Source organism: Microbacterium sp. NPDC077663, assembly GCF_044542795.1.
Taxonomy (GTDB): domain Bacteria; phylum Actinomycetota; class Actinomycetes; order Actinomycetales; family Microbacteriaceae; genus Microbacterium.
Genome location: NZ_JBITVE010000002.1, coordinates 518,224 through 530,914, shown reverse-complemented (window position 1 = coordinate 530,914; position 12,691 = coordinate 518,224). Strand labels below are relative to the sequence as shown.

The 12,691-nt window shown below is 70.1% G+C and carries 16 protein-coding genes; 12 read left to right on the top strand and 4 right to left on the bottom strand.

Going from position 1 to position 12,691, the window contains the following annotated elements:
* Window positions 1-7 precede the first annotated feature (7 nt).
* On the bottom strand, window positions 8-523 hold the full coding sequence (locus tag ACIGEP_RS10075) for a sigma factor-like helix-turn-helix DNA-binding protein (protein WP_396661486.1): 516 nt from the start codon (window positions 521-523) through the stop codon (window positions 8-10).
* 138 nt (window positions 524-661) lie between these two features.
* Between ACIGEP_RS10075 and ACIGEP_RS10070 the strand changes: the two genes are divergently transcribed.
* From ACIGEP_RS10070 to ACIGEP_RS10045, 6 genes are all read left to right on the top strand, one after another.
* The gene (locus ACIGEP_RS10070; RefSeq protein WP_396661485.1) at window positions 662-1,006 is read left to right on the top strand and encodes a PadR family transcriptional regulator; all 345 of its coding nucleotides are present in this window, start codon (window positions 662-664) and stop codon (window positions 1,004-1,006) included.
* 1 nt (window position 1,007) lies between these two features.
* Window positions 1,008-1,382, top strand: a complete 375-nt coding sequence (locus ACIGEP_RS10065; RefSeq protein ID WP_396661484.1) for a DUF1048 domain-containing protein — start codon at window positions 1,008-1,010, stop codon at window positions 1,380-1,382.
* Window positions 1,379-2,173: an ABC transporter ATP-binding protein gene (locus ACIGEP_RS10060; protein WP_396661483.1), complete on the top strand. Its 795-nt coding sequence runs from the start codon at window positions 1,379-1,381 to the stop codon at window positions 2,171-2,173. Before ACIGEP_RS10065 ends, ACIGEP_RS10060 begins: the two co-directional genes overlap by 4 nt.
* Window positions 2,170-2,928, top strand: coding sequence for an ABC transporter permease (locus ACIGEP_RS10055; RefSeq protein ID WP_396661482.1), 759 nt, complete (start codon window positions 2,170-2,172; stop codon window positions 2,926-2,928). The genes ACIGEP_RS10060 and ACIGEP_RS10055 overlap by 4 nt, the downstream gene beginning before the upstream one ends.
* A 71-nt stretch (window positions 2,929-2,999) precedes the next feature.
* Entirely contained in the window at window positions 3,000-3,830 is an 831-nt protein-coding gene (locus ACIGEP_RS10050; protein WP_396661481.1) for an aldo/keto reductase, read from the top strand.
* A 127-nt stretch (window positions 3,831-3,957) separates the two neighbouring features.
* Window positions 3,958-5,469 (top strand): MATE family efflux transporter, encoded by a 1,512-nt coding sequence (locus tag ACIGEP_RS10045; RefSeq protein ID WP_396661480.1) that lies wholly within the window; start codon window positions 3,958-3,960, stop codon window positions 5,467-5,469.
* A gap of 6 nt (window positions 5,470-5,475) precedes the next feature.
* On the opposite strand, the gene ACIGEP_RS10040 is transcribed toward ACIGEP_RS10045, so the two are convergent.
* Complete coding sequence (locus ACIGEP_RS10040; protein ID WP_396661479.1) at window positions 5,476-5,943, bottom strand: DUF4188 domain-containing protein; 468 nt, start codon at window positions 5,941-5,943, stop codon at window positions 5,476-5,478.
* 67 nt (window positions 5,944-6,010) lie between these two features.
* Between ACIGEP_RS10040 and ACIGEP_RS10035 the strand changes: the two genes are divergently transcribed.
* The 4 genes from ACIGEP_RS10035 to ACIGEP_RS10020 all read left to right on the top strand — a co-directional run bounded on the left by ACIGEP_RS10035 (window position 6,011) and on the right by ACIGEP_RS10020 (window position 9,055).
* Window positions 6,011-6,625 carry a MerR family transcriptional regulator gene (locus ACIGEP_RS10035; protein ID WP_396661478.1) on the top strand — a complete coding sequence of 205 codons (615 nt, stop codon included), beginning with the start codon at window positions 6,011-6,013 and terminating at the stop codon, window positions 6,623-6,625.
* Between the two features lie 29 nt (window positions 6,626-6,654).
* Window positions 6,655-7,452, top strand: coding sequence for an alpha/beta fold hydrolase (locus ACIGEP_RS10030; RefSeq protein ID WP_396661477.1), 798 nt, complete (start codon window positions 6,655-6,657; stop codon window positions 7,450-7,452).
* Window positions 7,453-7,482: 30 nt separating this feature from the next.
* On the top strand, window positions 7,483-8,475 hold the full coding sequence (locus ACIGEP_RS10025) for a DUF2332 domain-containing protein (RefSeq protein WP_396661476.1): 993 nt from the start codon (window positions 7,483-7,485) through the stop codon (window positions 8,473-8,475).
* Window positions 8,476-8,602: 127 nt separating this feature from the next.
* A complete protein-coding gene (locus tag ACIGEP_RS10020; RefSeq protein ID WP_396661475.1) occupies window positions 8,603-9,055 on the top strand; it encodes a hypothetical protein in 453 nt (150 codons plus the stop codon).
* Here ACIGEP_RS10020 and ACIGEP_RS10015 read toward each other — a convergent pair.
* Window positions 9,030-10,169, bottom strand: coding sequence for a PQQ-dependent sugar dehydrogenase (locus ACIGEP_RS10015; RefSeq protein WP_396661474.1), 1,140 nt, complete (start codon window positions 10,167-10,169; stop codon window positions 9,030-9,032). The genes ACIGEP_RS10020 and ACIGEP_RS10015 overlap by 26 nt on opposite strands.
* 94 nt (window positions 10,170-10,263) lie before the next feature.
* Here ACIGEP_RS10015 and ACIGEP_RS10010 point away from each other — a divergent pair, with 94 nt between their 5' ends.
* Window positions 10,264-10,905: an acyl-CoA synthetase gene (locus tag ACIGEP_RS10010; protein WP_396661473.1), complete on the top strand. Its 642-nt coding sequence runs from the start codon at window positions 10,264-10,266 to the stop codon at window positions 10,903-10,905.
* Window positions 10,902-11,264, top strand: coding sequence for a hypothetical protein (locus ACIGEP_RS10005; RefSeq protein ID WP_396661472.1), 363 nt, complete (start codon window positions 10,902-10,904; stop codon window positions 11,262-11,264). The genes ACIGEP_RS10010 and ACIGEP_RS10005 overlap by 4 nt, the downstream gene beginning before the upstream one ends.
* Window positions 11,265-11,285: 21 nt before the next feature.
* Here the strand turns inward: ACIGEP_RS10005 and purB are convergent, their stop codons facing one another.
* Entirely contained in the window at window positions 11,286-12,668 is a 1,383-nt protein-coding gene (purB, locus tag ACIGEP_RS10000; protein ID WP_396661471.1) for an adenylosuccinate lyase, read from the bottom strand.
* Window positions 12,669-12,691 lie beyond the last annotated feature (23 nt).

Here is a 12,691-nt window from a genome sequence, read left to right as displayed (position 1 = left end):
GCCGGCGCTACGCGACGACGCCGGTCGGGCGCGGAATCGTGATCGGTGAGGTCACGACGCGTGCCGCGGCGTGCAGCTGGTCGAGGGCGCCGCGGGTGAGGGAGCGGACCGCGCTGAGGGTCTCCCCGGTGAGCGCGGCGATCTCGGTCTGGGTGTAGCCCCCGAAGTAGGCGAGCGCGATGACCCGATGCTGCTCGATGCTCATGTCGCCGAGCCGCTGTCGCGAGACGGCCTCGGCCCGCGCGTCCGTGCGGCGTCGGAGCGCGATCGCGTGGCGGTGGGTGAGCAGGAGGACCCAGGCCCGCGGATGCCGCGCCTCGGCTTCGGCGGCGTGTTCCCATACATGGACGTAGACCTGCTGCAGCACGCGCTGTGCCGGCTGCTCGTTGCTTAGGATGTGCGTCGCGAGCGTGTAGGCGGCCGAGCACGTCGCGTCGTACAGCTGCGCGAAAGCTTCCGCATCGCCGAGCGCTGTCCGGGCCAGAAGGCCCGACAGATCGGCGTCCGTGAGCGGAGGGGTCATGGGATCATGGTGCGCCGCCGGCGACCGCTCGTTCGAGCCGTTGCCGATGGCGGGGGATGGTGCTAGCGCTCTTGCACTCTTCGGTATTCAGTGACACTATGTACCGGTACCCAGTGTCACAGAGTACCGGAGGATCCGATGGGCAAGCAGACGACCGAGATGCTCAAGGGCGTCCTCGAGGGGATCGTGCTCGCGATCCTCGCGATGCGACCCGCCTACGGGTACGAGATCACCGCGTCGCTTCGCGACCGCGGCTTTCCCGACATCGCCGAAGGCACCGTCTACGCCCTGCTCACGCGCATCGAGCAGAAGGGCCTCGTCGACGTCGAGAAGGTCCCCTCCGAGAAGGGTCCGCCGCGCAAGGTGTACACCCTCAACCGCAGCGGGCACGACCAGCTCGCGGAGTTCTGGGAGGCGTGGGATTCCCTCGCCGACCGGCTCACCCACCTGCAGGCAGACACGACCGAGAACGAAGGACGCTGACATGGCGTCGAAGTGGATCGAGTTCGTCACCGGACCGCTCGAACAGAAGAAGCAGTACCGCGAGGCACGCAGCCGCATCCGCGCGCTCCCCGAGCCCTACCGTGAGGCGGCCGAAGCGTTCGGCCGCTACCTCACCTACTACGGCGGCGTCATCGACGGCGACGCGATCGTCCAGATGTACGTCGATGGCGCCGACCTCTGGGAGCGCGCCGCCGTCGACGGCACGCCCGTGCGCGAGATCGTCGGGTCCGACCCGGTCGACTTCGCCGAGACCTTCGCGCAGGCCTACAGCGCGAAGCAATGGATCGACAAGGAACGCGCGCGCTTCGTCCAGGCGATCGCCGACGCGCAGTCCCGGCAGGAGGGCAGGCCATGACCGTTCTCACCGCGACCCGCCCCGCCATCGAGATCCGGGGGCTGCACAAGTCGTTCGGTGACCTCGATGTGCTGCGCGGCGTCGACCTCGACGTCGCGCCGGGCAGCGTCTTCGCCCTGCTGGGTTCCAACGGCGCCGGCAAGACGACCCTCGTGCGCATCCTCTCGACGCTCCTGCGCGCCGACGCCGGCACCGCCCGGGTGGCGGGCATCGACGTCGCCGCCGAGCCGGCATCCGTCCGTGAGGCCATCAGTCTCACCGGACAGTTCGCCGCCGTCGACGAGGTGCTCACGGGACGCGAGAACCTCGTCCTCATCGCGCGGCTGCGCCATCAGCCGGACCCCGGACGGATCGCGGACGACCTGCTCGCGACGTTCTCGCTGACGGATGCCGGTCCCCGCCGCGCCGGCACGTATTCGGGCGGCATGCGCCGCCGCCTCGACATCGCGATGAGCCTCATCGGCGACCCGGGAATCGTGTTCCTCGACGAACCGACGACGGGCCTCGACCCGCAGGCGCGCATCGAGGTGTGGGATGCCGTCCGTCGCCTCGCGGCAGCCGGCACGACCGTGCTGCTCACCACGCAGTACCTCGACGAAGCCGAGCAGCTCGCGGATCGCATCGCGATCATGCACGAGGGCCGCATCCACGCCTCCGGCACGCTCGTCGACCTCAAGAAGCTGCTCCCCGCCCCGACCGTCGAGTACGTCGAGAAGCAGCCCACCCTCGAGGAGGTCTTCCTCGCCGTGATCGGCCGCAGCGCCGACTCCGCTCGGAAGGATCCGTCATGACCCACGTCGTCGGCGACACCGCCACCCTGCTCGGCCGGTCGCTGCGCCACGTCCTCCGCAGCCCCGACACGATCGTCACGACAGCGGTCACGCCCGTCGCGCTGATGCTGCTCTTCGTCTTCGTCTTCGGTGGTGCCATCGACACCGGCCCCGACGCGTCGATCGACTACATGCTCCCCGGCATCCTCCTCATCACCATCGCCTCGGGAGTCGCCTACACCGCGTACCGCCTCTTCCTCGATCTGAAGGGCGGCATCGTCGAGCGGTTCCAGTCGATGCCCATCGCCCGGTCGTCGATTCTGTGGGCGCACGTGCTCACCTCGCTCGTGGCGAACCTGGTCTCGCTCGCCCTGGTCGTCGGTGTCGCGTTCGTCGCAGGGTTTCGGCCCACCGCGGGGCTCGTCGGCTGGCTCGCCGTGGTCGGCATCCTGATCGTCTACATCCTGGCGCTCACCTGGATCGCGGTCATCGCGGGACTGTCGGCGAAGACGGTGGACGGGGCGAGCGCGTTCTCGTATCCGCTGATCTTCCTGCCCTTCATCAGCTCGGCGTTCGTGCCGACCGCATCGATGCCGGGGCCGGTCCGCTGGTTCGCCGAGAACCAGCCGACCACCTCCATCGTCGATGCGCTGCGCGACCTGCTCACCTCCCGTCCGGTGGGCGCCGACATCTGGATCGCCCTGGCCTGGTGCGTGGGCATCCTCGTCCTCGCCTACCTCGGCGCCGTCCTCACCTATCGGCGTCGAGTGCGCTGAGCGGATGCCGCATCCGACACGATTCGTCAAGGCATAGGGATCGCCCATCGAGCGGTGGAAAGCTGAATCCCATGACCGTTCCCACTCTCACACTCAACGACGGACACACCATCCCCCAGCTGGGCTTCGGCGTCTTCCAGGTCGACCCTGCCGAGGCCGAGCGCATCGTCAGCGTCGCCCTCGAGGCCGGCTACCGCCACATCGACACGGCGGCGGCGTACCAGAACGAAGAAGGCGTCGGCCGCGCGATCGCCGCCTCCGGCATCCCCCGCGACGAGCTGTTCATCACCACGAAGCTGTGGAACTCCGAGCAGGGGCGCGAGAAGGCGCGTCCCGCGATCGAGGCGAGCCTCGAGAAGCTCGGCCTCGACCACGTCGATCTGTACCTGATCCACTGGCCGCGCCCCGACAAGGACCTCTACGTCGAGACCTGGCAGGAGTTCGAGAAGTTCCGTGCCGAAGGGCTCACCCGCTCGATCGGTGTGTCGAACTTCCACCAGCAGCACCTGCAGCGACTGTTCGACGAGACCGACACGGTCCCGGTCGTGAACCAGATCGAGCTGCACCCCGCCTTCGCCCAGCGTGAGCTGCGCGCCTTCCAGGAGCCGAAGGGCATCCTGACGGAGTCCTGGGGACCGCTGGGTCAGGGCAAGTACGACCTGTTCGGCGAGAAGGCCGTGGCGGATGCCGCCGAGGCCCACGGTGTGAGCCCCGCGCAGGTCGTCATCCGCTGGCACCTGCAGGAGGGCCTCATCGTCTTCCCGAAGTCGGCGACGCCCGAGCGCATCCGCTCGAACATCGACGTGTTCGGCTTCGAGCTCACGTCCGACGAGGTCGCCGCAATCGGTGCGCTCGACCGCGGCCTGCGCGTCGGCTCGAACCCCGAGACCGCCACGTTCTGACCCCTCTCCGAGAAAGGGCGCCGAGAAATCGGCGCCCTTTTTCTCGTGGACCCCCCTTACGTCTCCCAGGGAGCCCTCGGTACAATCGATCGACCTCGAATCGATTCGAACCCCCGAAAGCCCCCCCATGGCCACCTCCCTCACCACGGGCCGCCCTTGGCGTGTCATCCTGCTGTTCACCCTGCCGCTCATGATCGGCAATGTGGTGCAGCAGCTGTACCACTTCGCTGACACGATCGTCGTGGGACGGTTGCTCGGCGTCGACGCGCTCGCCGCCGTGGGTGCCACCGGCAGCCTCCTGTTCCTGCTCCTCGGATTCGCCTGGGGACTGACCTCCGGGTTCGCCATCCCGACCGCGCAGGCCTACGGGGCGATGGATTCCGCCGGCGTGCGCCGCTCGGTCGCGACCGGCGCCCTGCTCAGCGGAATCACGACGGTGATCCTCACCGTCGGCGCACCGCTCATCGCCGAGCCCGCGCTCGTCGCTCTGCAGACCCCGCCCGAGCTGCTCGCGGATGCGACCGTCTTCACCCAGGTGAGCTTCCTGGGTGCCGGCGCACTCATGTTCTTCAACTTCCTCTCCGCCGTCATCCGCGCCATCGGCGACTCGCGGACCCCGCTCATCTTCCTCATCGTCGCGTGCGCCCTGAACGTCGTACTCGTGATCGCGGCGATCGCCTGGCTCGGCCTCGGTGTCGCCGGCGCGGCTCTGGCGACCGTCGTCGCGCAGGCGGTCTCGGTGCTCCTGTGCCTCGAGTTCGTGCGCCGCCGCATCCCCGAGCTGCACCTCAAGCGGGAGGACTGGCGCATCACCCGCGCCGACATCGTCGCCCACCTGCGACTCGGTCTGCCGATGGGATTCCAGGCGTCGATCATCGCGATCGGTGCGCTGACCGTGCAGGTGGCGCTGAACACGCTCGGCGGCGAGGCGATCGCCGCCTACACCGCGGCATCCCGTGTCGACGGTCTCGCCGTCGCCCTGCTGCAGTCGATGTCGCTGGCGGTCTCGATGTACGTCGCCCAGAACTACGGTGCGGGTCGCCCGGACCGCATCCGGCGCGGGGTCGTGCAGGCCACGTGGATCGCCGTCGGCGCGGCTGTGGCGCTCGGCATCCTGCTCATCTCGCTCGGCGGCCCGATCGTCCGCATCTTCGTGGGCGACGGCGCCGACGAGGTCGTGCACCTCGCGGTCGCGATGCTCGTCATCAACGGGTTCAGCTACACCGCGCTCGGCGTCCTGTTCGTCACCCGCGGTGCGCTGCAGGGACTCGGCAACGCCGTGATCCCGACGGTGACCGGTGTCGTGGAGCTCATCGCCCGCGCAGCGGCGGCGATCCTTCTGGGTGCGCTGTTCGGGTTCATCGGCGTCGCGTGGTCGAATCCGCTGGCGTGGATATCGGCCGCCGTCATCCTCATCCCCGCGTACATCCGCGCGCACCGGATGCTGGCGACGATGCCGATGGCGCCGATGACCATCACGCCGACGACGCCGATCGCCGTCATCGGACCGGTCGACGGCTCGATGACCGTAGAAACCGTGGTGACGCAGCCGGTGCCGCTGCCGCAACCGACCTCACGGATGCGACGGGCTCTGCGTCGTCGCCCGGACACGCGTCGCCGGCTGGCGCGCAAGCGCTGACGCGCCTCACACCGTTGCGCCGTCGTCGAGGCGTGCGCGCGCCCGGTCGTGGCGGCGGCCGATCTCGACCAGTCCCGTCGCCGCACCGAGGCCCATCGCGGGGGTGCTCACGTAGATCGACTCCGCCGCGGCGACGCGGTACGTCTCGTGCCACACCCCGATCGCGCCGGGGTGCGAGCGGGCGAGCCGGTTGAAGCGGGTCCACGCCGGGCGGTGGGCCTGCTCCGGGGCCGACGCGTAGGCGTAGAGCTTGTCGACCGACGACCAGTACTGGACGAGGTACGGTCCCCGTCTGCCGAGGAGCATGGTCGAGCCGAGCAGACCCGACTCGGGGTCGCCGAGGAGCTCGGCCATCATCCGGGGCATGGCGGCGGACACCGGCATCCAGAGATCGGGTCGCCACCACTTCCGGATCGTCATGCCGAGATGGAAGACGACGAGTTCTCCGTCGTGGGTGTGCGTCATGCGGGTCATGTCGAGCCTTTCGATAGTGTCACTATCCAGAATGGATAGCACTACTATCGAAGTCAAGGGGGAATCGATGCGAATCTCGGAACTCGCCACCGTGACGGGTGTCCCGGTTGCGACGATCAAGTACTACCTGCGCGAGAAGCTGCTGCCGGAGGGCGAGCGGACGTCCGCGACGCAGGCCGTCTACGGACAGGCCCACGTCGAACGGCTCCGGCTGATCCGCGCCCTCGTCGACTCCGGGGTCGGCATCGCCTCGGCGCGCCAGGTTGTCGCGGCGCTCGACGATCCGCCCGACAACCCGAACCACCTGCTCGGCATGGCACACGCGGCCATCTCGCCGCCGGTCGACGAGGACCTCGATCCGACCGCCGCGCAGGAACTCATTCGGCGGTGGGGTTGGGCGCCGGAGACGTGCACGCCGCAGCAGGTCGCCGGCGTCGCGCGGGCCCTCGACAGCATCGAGCGGGGCGGGTTCGCGATCCCCGAGACCACGATGGATGCCTACCTCGTCGGCATCCGTCAGATGGTCGAGGCCGAGATCGACGCCATCCCGACCACCTCGGCCGAAGACGCGGTGCGGTACGTCGTGCTCGGGACCGTGCTCGTGGAGCCACTCCTGCTCGCGCTCCGGCGCGTCGCCGAGGAGCACGTCTCGGGGGAACGCTTCGGCGGGGCCGATACCTGAGTGAAACCTGTGGGGTGCACAATCGTGGGGTGACCACCGTCTTCCCCGCTCTGACCGAGACACCCGACCCGCAGTTCGTCATGGTGGGCGACGGCTACCGCATCGCCACCTACGAGTGGGGACCGGCGGATGCCCCGACCGTCATCCTCGTGCACGGGTTCGCCTCGAGCGCGCGAGACAACTGGGTGAACACGGGGTGGGTCCGCGACCTGCTGCGCGGCGGGTACCGGGTGCTCGCAGTCGATCAGCGCGGACACGGCGCGAGCGACAAGCCGCACGACTCCCACGCCTACGCCCTGCGCACGATGGTGACCGACCTCGAGGCCGTCCTCGACACCTACCTCGTCGACGAGGCGCTGTACGTCGGGTACTCCCTCGGCGCCCGAGTCGGGTGGGAGGTCGCTCGCGACCTGGAACCCCGCATCCCTCGCGTCGTCCTCGGCGGCGTCCCCGACGGGGTGCCGCTCGGACGCCTGAACCTCGATCAGGTGCAGGCGTACGTCGACGAGGGCGTGCCGGTGACGGATGCCGTGACCCACAACTACATCACCCTCACCGAGCGTGTGCCCGGCAACGACCTGCGGGCGCTCCTCGCGATCGCGCGCGGGATGCGCGCCACGGGCACCGTCGACCCCGACCCCGGGAAGGCTCCCGGCCAGCCGGTACTCTTCGCGACCGGCACGAAGGACGGCATCATCGAGGGGTCGAAGTCCCTCGCCGCCGCGACGCCCCAGGGACGGTTCATCGAGATCCCGGACCGGCACCACTTCAACGCCCCCGGCTCCCGCGTCTTCCGCGAAGCCGCCCTCGCCTTCCTGGCCGAGTAGCCGCGCAGCGCGGCCGACTACGCTCGCGCCATGACCGACCTATCCTCGTGGGGCGTCGCGGCGGACTCGCCGACGGCCGAGCACTACCGGACCTTCGGCGCGCGCGAAGCCGCCGGGTCGTCGGCCGTGTACGAGGACTGGGCGCTCGGCGTCGCCGACGACGCCGAGATGCTCGCCCTGATCGACGAGCTGCCGCGGGCGAAGCGGCAGGCCAACCTCGTCTTCGCGGCGATGCGCGTCGCCGGTGTGCCGATCGCCCCGTGGCCGCACGCCCGCCGCACGGGGATCGACAACTGGCCGCAGATCCGCGAGGTCGCCCTCACCCACGCGACGCAGACGAACGAGGCCGCTCGCTGCGCCGTCCTGCTGCCGCAGCTCGCGCGTATCCCGGGTCCGCTCGCCTTGCTCGAAGTCGGGGCGTCGGCGGGGCTGTGCCTGCACCCCGACCGCTATGCGTATCGCTACACCGCCGACGACGGAAGCGTCACCGGGCTCGACCCGCCGACCCCGACCGAGGTGGTCCTCGACTGCCGCATCGAGAACGCGGCGCCCCCGACGCAGATCCCCGAGGTGGTGTGGCGCGCAGGCATCGACCTGAATCCCCTCGACCCGGCCGACCCCGACACCCTCGCCTGGCTCGATGCCCTCGTCTGGCCCGAGCACGACGACCGCCGTGCCCGCCTCGCCGCCGCAGCGCGGATCGCGGCATCCGATCCCGCGCCGATCCGCGCCGGCGATCTGAACGACCTGATCACGGGTGCCGCGGCATCCGCCCCTAGCGATGCGACGCTCGTCGTCTTCCACACCGCGGTCCTCGCGTACCTGACGCCCGAGGACCGCGAGCGGTTCCGGCGGACGATGGCGCAGACGGATGCCGTCTGGCTGTCGAATGAGGGGCTCGGTGTCTTCCCGGAGTTCGAGCGGCTCGTCCCGCCGGGGGAGCGGCACCGGTTCGTCCTGGCCGTGGGCGGCGAGCCCGTCGCGCTCACGCATCCGCACGGGCGCAGCTACCGCGCCCTCTGATCCCGCTCCGGGGACGCGACCGGCCGCCTTGCGGCATGCCGGGCGACAGGACGCGTCCCCGGAGCCGGCCCTCGCCCCGCGCGCCCGGGAGTGGCAACATCGGCAGGGGACGCGGAAAGGAACGACCATGGCAGGAAAGACCAGCGGAGGAGCCGGCTTCAGCGACGCCGAGAAGGCCGCGATGAAGCAGCGCGCCGAAGAGCTCAAGGCCATGAAGGGCCTCAAGGGCCTCGCCAAGATCGAGAAGGAGAACCAGGCCTGTCTCGACGCGATCGAGGCGCTCGAGGGAACCGATCGCATCGTCGCCGAACGGCTGCACGTGATCGTCCTCGAGGAGGCGCCGCACCTCAACCCGAAGACGTTCTACGGCTTCCCGGCCTATGCGAAGGACGGCAAGGTCGTCGTCTTCTGGCAGCCGGCATCCAAGTTCACGACCCGCTACGGCACCGTCAGCTTCGACGAGACCGCGCAGCTCGACGACGGCGTCATGTGGCCGGTCTCGTACGCGGTGATCGAGATGACGGATGCCGTGGAGCAGCGCATCCGCGAACTGGTCAGGACTGCGGCACCGCGAGACTGACGATGCGGTCGTCGCCCTCTGCGGGCGACCCGCGCCCGTCGGTGTTGTTCGTGAGGACGAACAGGGTGCCGTCGGGGCCGACGGTGACGTCACGGAGCCGCCCGTAGTCGTCGCTCAGCTCGGTCGACGTCGACGGGTCCGAGACGGGGACCGCCCGCAGCACGCGTCCGCGCAGGTTCGCGATGACGATCGTGTCGTTCACGATGGCGATGCCGCTGGGGCTGGCGGCATCCGTCGGCCACGTCTGCACCGGGTCGATGAACCCGTCGGCCTCGCCGCCGGTGCCCTCGACGTACGGCCAGCCGTAGTTGCCGCCCGGTTCGATGACGTTCAGCTCGTCGCGGTAGTTGCGGCCGAACTCGCTCGCGAACATCGTGCCGTCCTCGGCCCACGCGAAACCCTGGACGTTGCGATGGCCGAGGCTGTAGACGGCGGAGTCCGGGTCGGGGTTGTCGGCGGGGATCGTGCCGTCCGGGGCGATCCTCAGGATCTTGCCCGCGAGCGAGTCCGGGTCCTGCGAGGCGGGCTCGTCGCTCGTGTCGCCATTGGCGATGTAGAGCATGCCGTCGGGGCCGAACGCGATGCGCCCGCCGTTGTGGTGGGTGCCCGCCGGCATCCCGTCGATCACGGCGTCCGGCTCACCGAGACGGAACGACCCGGGCGCGCCCGAGATCGGGTAGCGCTGCACCCGGTTGCCGTCTCGAGCGGTCGAGTAGACGTACAGGTCGTCGCCGTCGATCGCGAGTCCGAGCAAGCCGCCCTCATCGCTGTGCACGACGCCTTCGACCGTGTCGACCACGCGTGTGTCGCCATCCGGGCCGACTTCGAGGATGCGGGCGGTGTCGCGCTCGCTGACGAAGACGGTCTCGTCCCGAAGCGCCATCGACCAGGGCGCGTCGAGACCCGACGCCACCGTGCGCGGGGTCACCGGCGGCGGTGTCGGAGTGGGGGTCGGGGTCGGACTCGGCGTGGGGGTGGCCGACTCCAAGGGGGTGCGGGACGGCGACGGCGACTGCTCCGTCGGCTGTTCGGGCGCGGCGCAGCCCGCGAGCGTGAGGGCCGCGGCGAGACCGAGCCCGGCGGTCGAGGCGGCGGAGCGTCGGCGCGGGGACATGCGTTCAGTCAACCGCATCCGGCCGCTCCGGAGGCCGGAAGCGGGCGGACGACCTAAACTGGGGACATCCCGTCCCCTTCGTGAGAGACCGCCTGTGCCTGACGCTTCTGCCCGTGCCTTCGAGGTGCGCCACCTGCAGATGGGGCGCGCCCTCTTCGCGGCGATCGCGGCGGTCATGATCACGTTCTCGGGCGACCACTCCGCGCAGGTCGGCGGCGCGGTCTTCGGCGGGTTCGCCGTCGCGACCGGACTGATCCTGCTGCTGTCCGCCTGGCTCGTGTTCCGGACGGGCGAGCGGTCGCCGGCGGTGCTTCTCGGCATCCTCACCCTCGTCGCCGGCATGATCGCGACCCTTCCCGCGGCCCGCACCGTCAACGGATACTTCACCGTCGTTCTGGTCTGGGCGCTCGTCGCGGGTGCGGCCGAGCTCGTGATCGGTGTCATGGGCCGGCGCCGCGGCAGCGCTGCGGCGGCCGAGTCGGTGTTCGTGGGAGCGCTGACGATCGTCCTGGGCCTCGCGCTGCTGTTCATCCCGCGCGGCTACACGCTCGACTACTACATCGATCAGGCTCAGCAGTCCTTCACGCTGACCGGGATCACGATCGGTGTCGGCGTGTTCGGCGGGTACGCCGCGATCGTCGCGGTGTACCTCGGGATCGCCGCGTTCTCTCCTCGTCCTGTCGCGGTGCCCGCGGCGGAGACGGCCGACACGGATGCCGCTGGAGGCCGCGCATGACCGACAAGAATCTCACCCGCCGCGACCTCATGCGTCCGGTTCAGCTGCTCGGCTTCGCGCTGCTGGCGGCGGTGTTCGCCGGCATCGTGACGCTCGTCTCGATGGGCGTGCTGCAGGATCAGCGCCCGACCAGCGAGGTCGACCAGCACCTGCGTGCCTGGGGTGTCGCCGCGATCGTCGCCGGCGTGACCTTCATCGCGACGCTCGTGATCATGGCGCTGTCGCTGCTCGTGGTCGACCCCGCGCAGGTCGGCAAGAAGGTCGACCGCGGCCTGCTCCTCGACCCCGAGGACGGCGGCGAGCCGGGTTCCGCGGAGTCCGAGACCGGCCGCGGCCGCACCCCGCCTTCCCCGCACTGACCTGCACTGACCCGTGGCGGCTCAGCGCAGCAGGTCGACCAGGCGGTCGGCGAGGCCCGCGTAGCCGGCGGGCGTGAGCCCGAGCAGACGCTGCTTCGCGGCATCCCCGATGTCGAGTCCGTTCACGAACTCGGCGAGCTCGGGTGCGCCGACGCGGCGACCGCGCGTGAGGTCCTTGAGCAGGGCGTACGGGTCGGTGATCTGCGAGCGGCCCGCGACGATCTCGGCGCGCACGACGGTCTGGATCGCCTCGGCGAGGACCTCCCAGTTCGCGTCGAGGTCGGCCAGCAGCACGTCGCGCGAGAGCGAGATCTCGGTGAGCCCGCGCTGCAGGTTGTCGAGCGCGAGCAGCGAATGCCCGAAGGCGACGCCGATGTTGCGCTGCGTGGTCGAGTCGGTGAGGTCGCGCTGCATCCGCGACGTGACGAGGGTCTGCGCGAGGGTGCCGAACAGCCCGCCCGAGATCTCGAGGTTGGCCTCGGCGTTCTCGAACCGGATCGGGTTGATCTTGTGCGGCATCGTCGACGACCCGGTCGCGCCGGCGACGGGGATCTGGGCGAAGAAGCCCATCGAGATGTAGGTCCAGACGTCCGTGGCGAGGTTGTGCAGGATGCCGCCGGCGTGACGCACCCGGTCGTACAGCTCGACCTGCCAGTCGTGCGATTCGATCTGCGTCGTCAGCTCGTTGAAGCCGATCCCGAGCCCCTCGATGAAGCCGCGCGAGAGCGCCGGCCAGTCGGTGTCGGGCTCGGCGGCCAGGTGCGCCGACCACGTGCCGGTGGCGCCCGAGAACTTCGCGAGGTACTCGCCGCCGGCGATCTGGTCGGCGACCCGCTGCAGGCGCCAGGCGAAGACGGCGAGCTCCTTGCCCATGGTCGACGGCGTCGCGGGCTGGCCGTGCGTGCGGGAGAGCATGACGGCATCCCGATGCTCTTCTGCGAGAGCCGCCAGCGAGGCGATGACCGCGCGCAGCTTCGGGAGCCAGACCCGCTCGACGGCGCGCTGCACGGTGAGGGCGTACGAGGCGGAGTTGATGTCCTCGCTCGTGCAGGCGAAGTGGGTCAGCTCGGCGATCGCGTCGAGCCCCAGCGACGACAGCCGGTCGCGGACGAGGTACTCGATCGCCTTGACGTCGTGACGGGTGACCGCTTCCTTCTCGGCGAGCCAGGCGATGTCCTCGTCGCCGAAGTCCCGGTAGAGGCCGCGGAGCGCGTCCTTCTGCGCGTCGGTGAGCGCCGACGACCCGAACAGGCCGCGATCGGTCAGCGTGATGATCCACTCGACCTCGACCTCGACGCGCGCCCGGTTGAGACCCGCCTCCGAGAGGTACTCGGCGAGAGGGGCGACCGCTGCGGAATAACGGCCGTCGAGCGGGCTGAGGGACATCGAGGGCAGGGAGGACACGCGACTCCGTTCGGTGGGGGGTG

Bases quoted from the DNA above. Each gene is read 5' to 3' on its own strand.
- ACIGEP_RS10075 (WP_396661486.1), bottom strand. From the start codon at position 523: ATGACCCCTCCGCTCACGGACGCCGATCTGTCGGGCCTTCTGGCCCGG.
- ACIGEP_RS10070 (WP_396661485.1), top strand. From the start codon at position 662: ATGGGCAAGCAGACGACCGAGATGCTCAAGGGCGTCCTCGAGGGGATC.
- ACIGEP_RS10065 (WP_396661484.1), top strand. From the start codon at position 1,008: ATGGCGTCGAAGTGGATCGAGTTCGTCACCGGACCGCTCGAACAGAAG.
- ACIGEP_RS10060 (WP_396661483.1), top strand. From the start codon at position 1,379: ATGACCGTTCTCACCGCGACCCGCCCCGCCATCGAGATCCGGGGGCTG.
- ACIGEP_RS10055 (WP_396661482.1), top strand. From the start codon at position 2,170: ATGACCCACGTCGTCGGCGACACCGCCACCCTGCTCGGCCGGTCGCTG.
- ACIGEP_RS10050 (WP_396661481.1), top strand. From the start codon at position 3,000: ATGACCGTTCCCACTCTCACACTCAACGACGGACACACCATCCCCCAG.
- ACIGEP_RS10045 (WP_396661480.1), top strand. From the start codon at position 3,958: ATGGCCACCTCCCTCACCACGGGCCGCCCTTGGCGTGTCATCCTGCTG.
- ACIGEP_RS10040 (WP_396661479.1), bottom strand. From the start codon at position 5,943: ATGACCCGCATGACGCACACCCACGACGGAGAACTCGTCGTCTTCCAT.
- ACIGEP_RS10035 (WP_396661478.1), top strand. From the start codon at position 6,011: ATGCGAATCTCGGAACTCGCCACCGTGACGGGTGTCCCGGTTGCGACG.
- ACIGEP_RS10025 (WP_396661476.1), top strand. From the start codon at position 7,483: ATGACCGACCTATCCTCGTGGGGCGTCGCGGCGGACTCGCCGACGGCC.
- ACIGEP_RS10020 (WP_396661475.1), top strand. From the start codon at position 8,603: ATGGCAGGAAAGACCAGCGGAGGAGCCGGCTTCAGCGACGCCGAGAAG.
- ACIGEP_RS10015 (WP_396661474.1), bottom strand. From the start codon at position 10,169: ATGTCCCCGCGCCGACGCTCCGCCGCCTCGACCGCCGGGCTCGGTCTC.
- ACIGEP_RS10005 (WP_396661472.1), top strand. From the start codon at position 10,902: ATGACCGACAAGAATCTCACCCGCCGCGACCTCATGCGTCCGGTTCAG.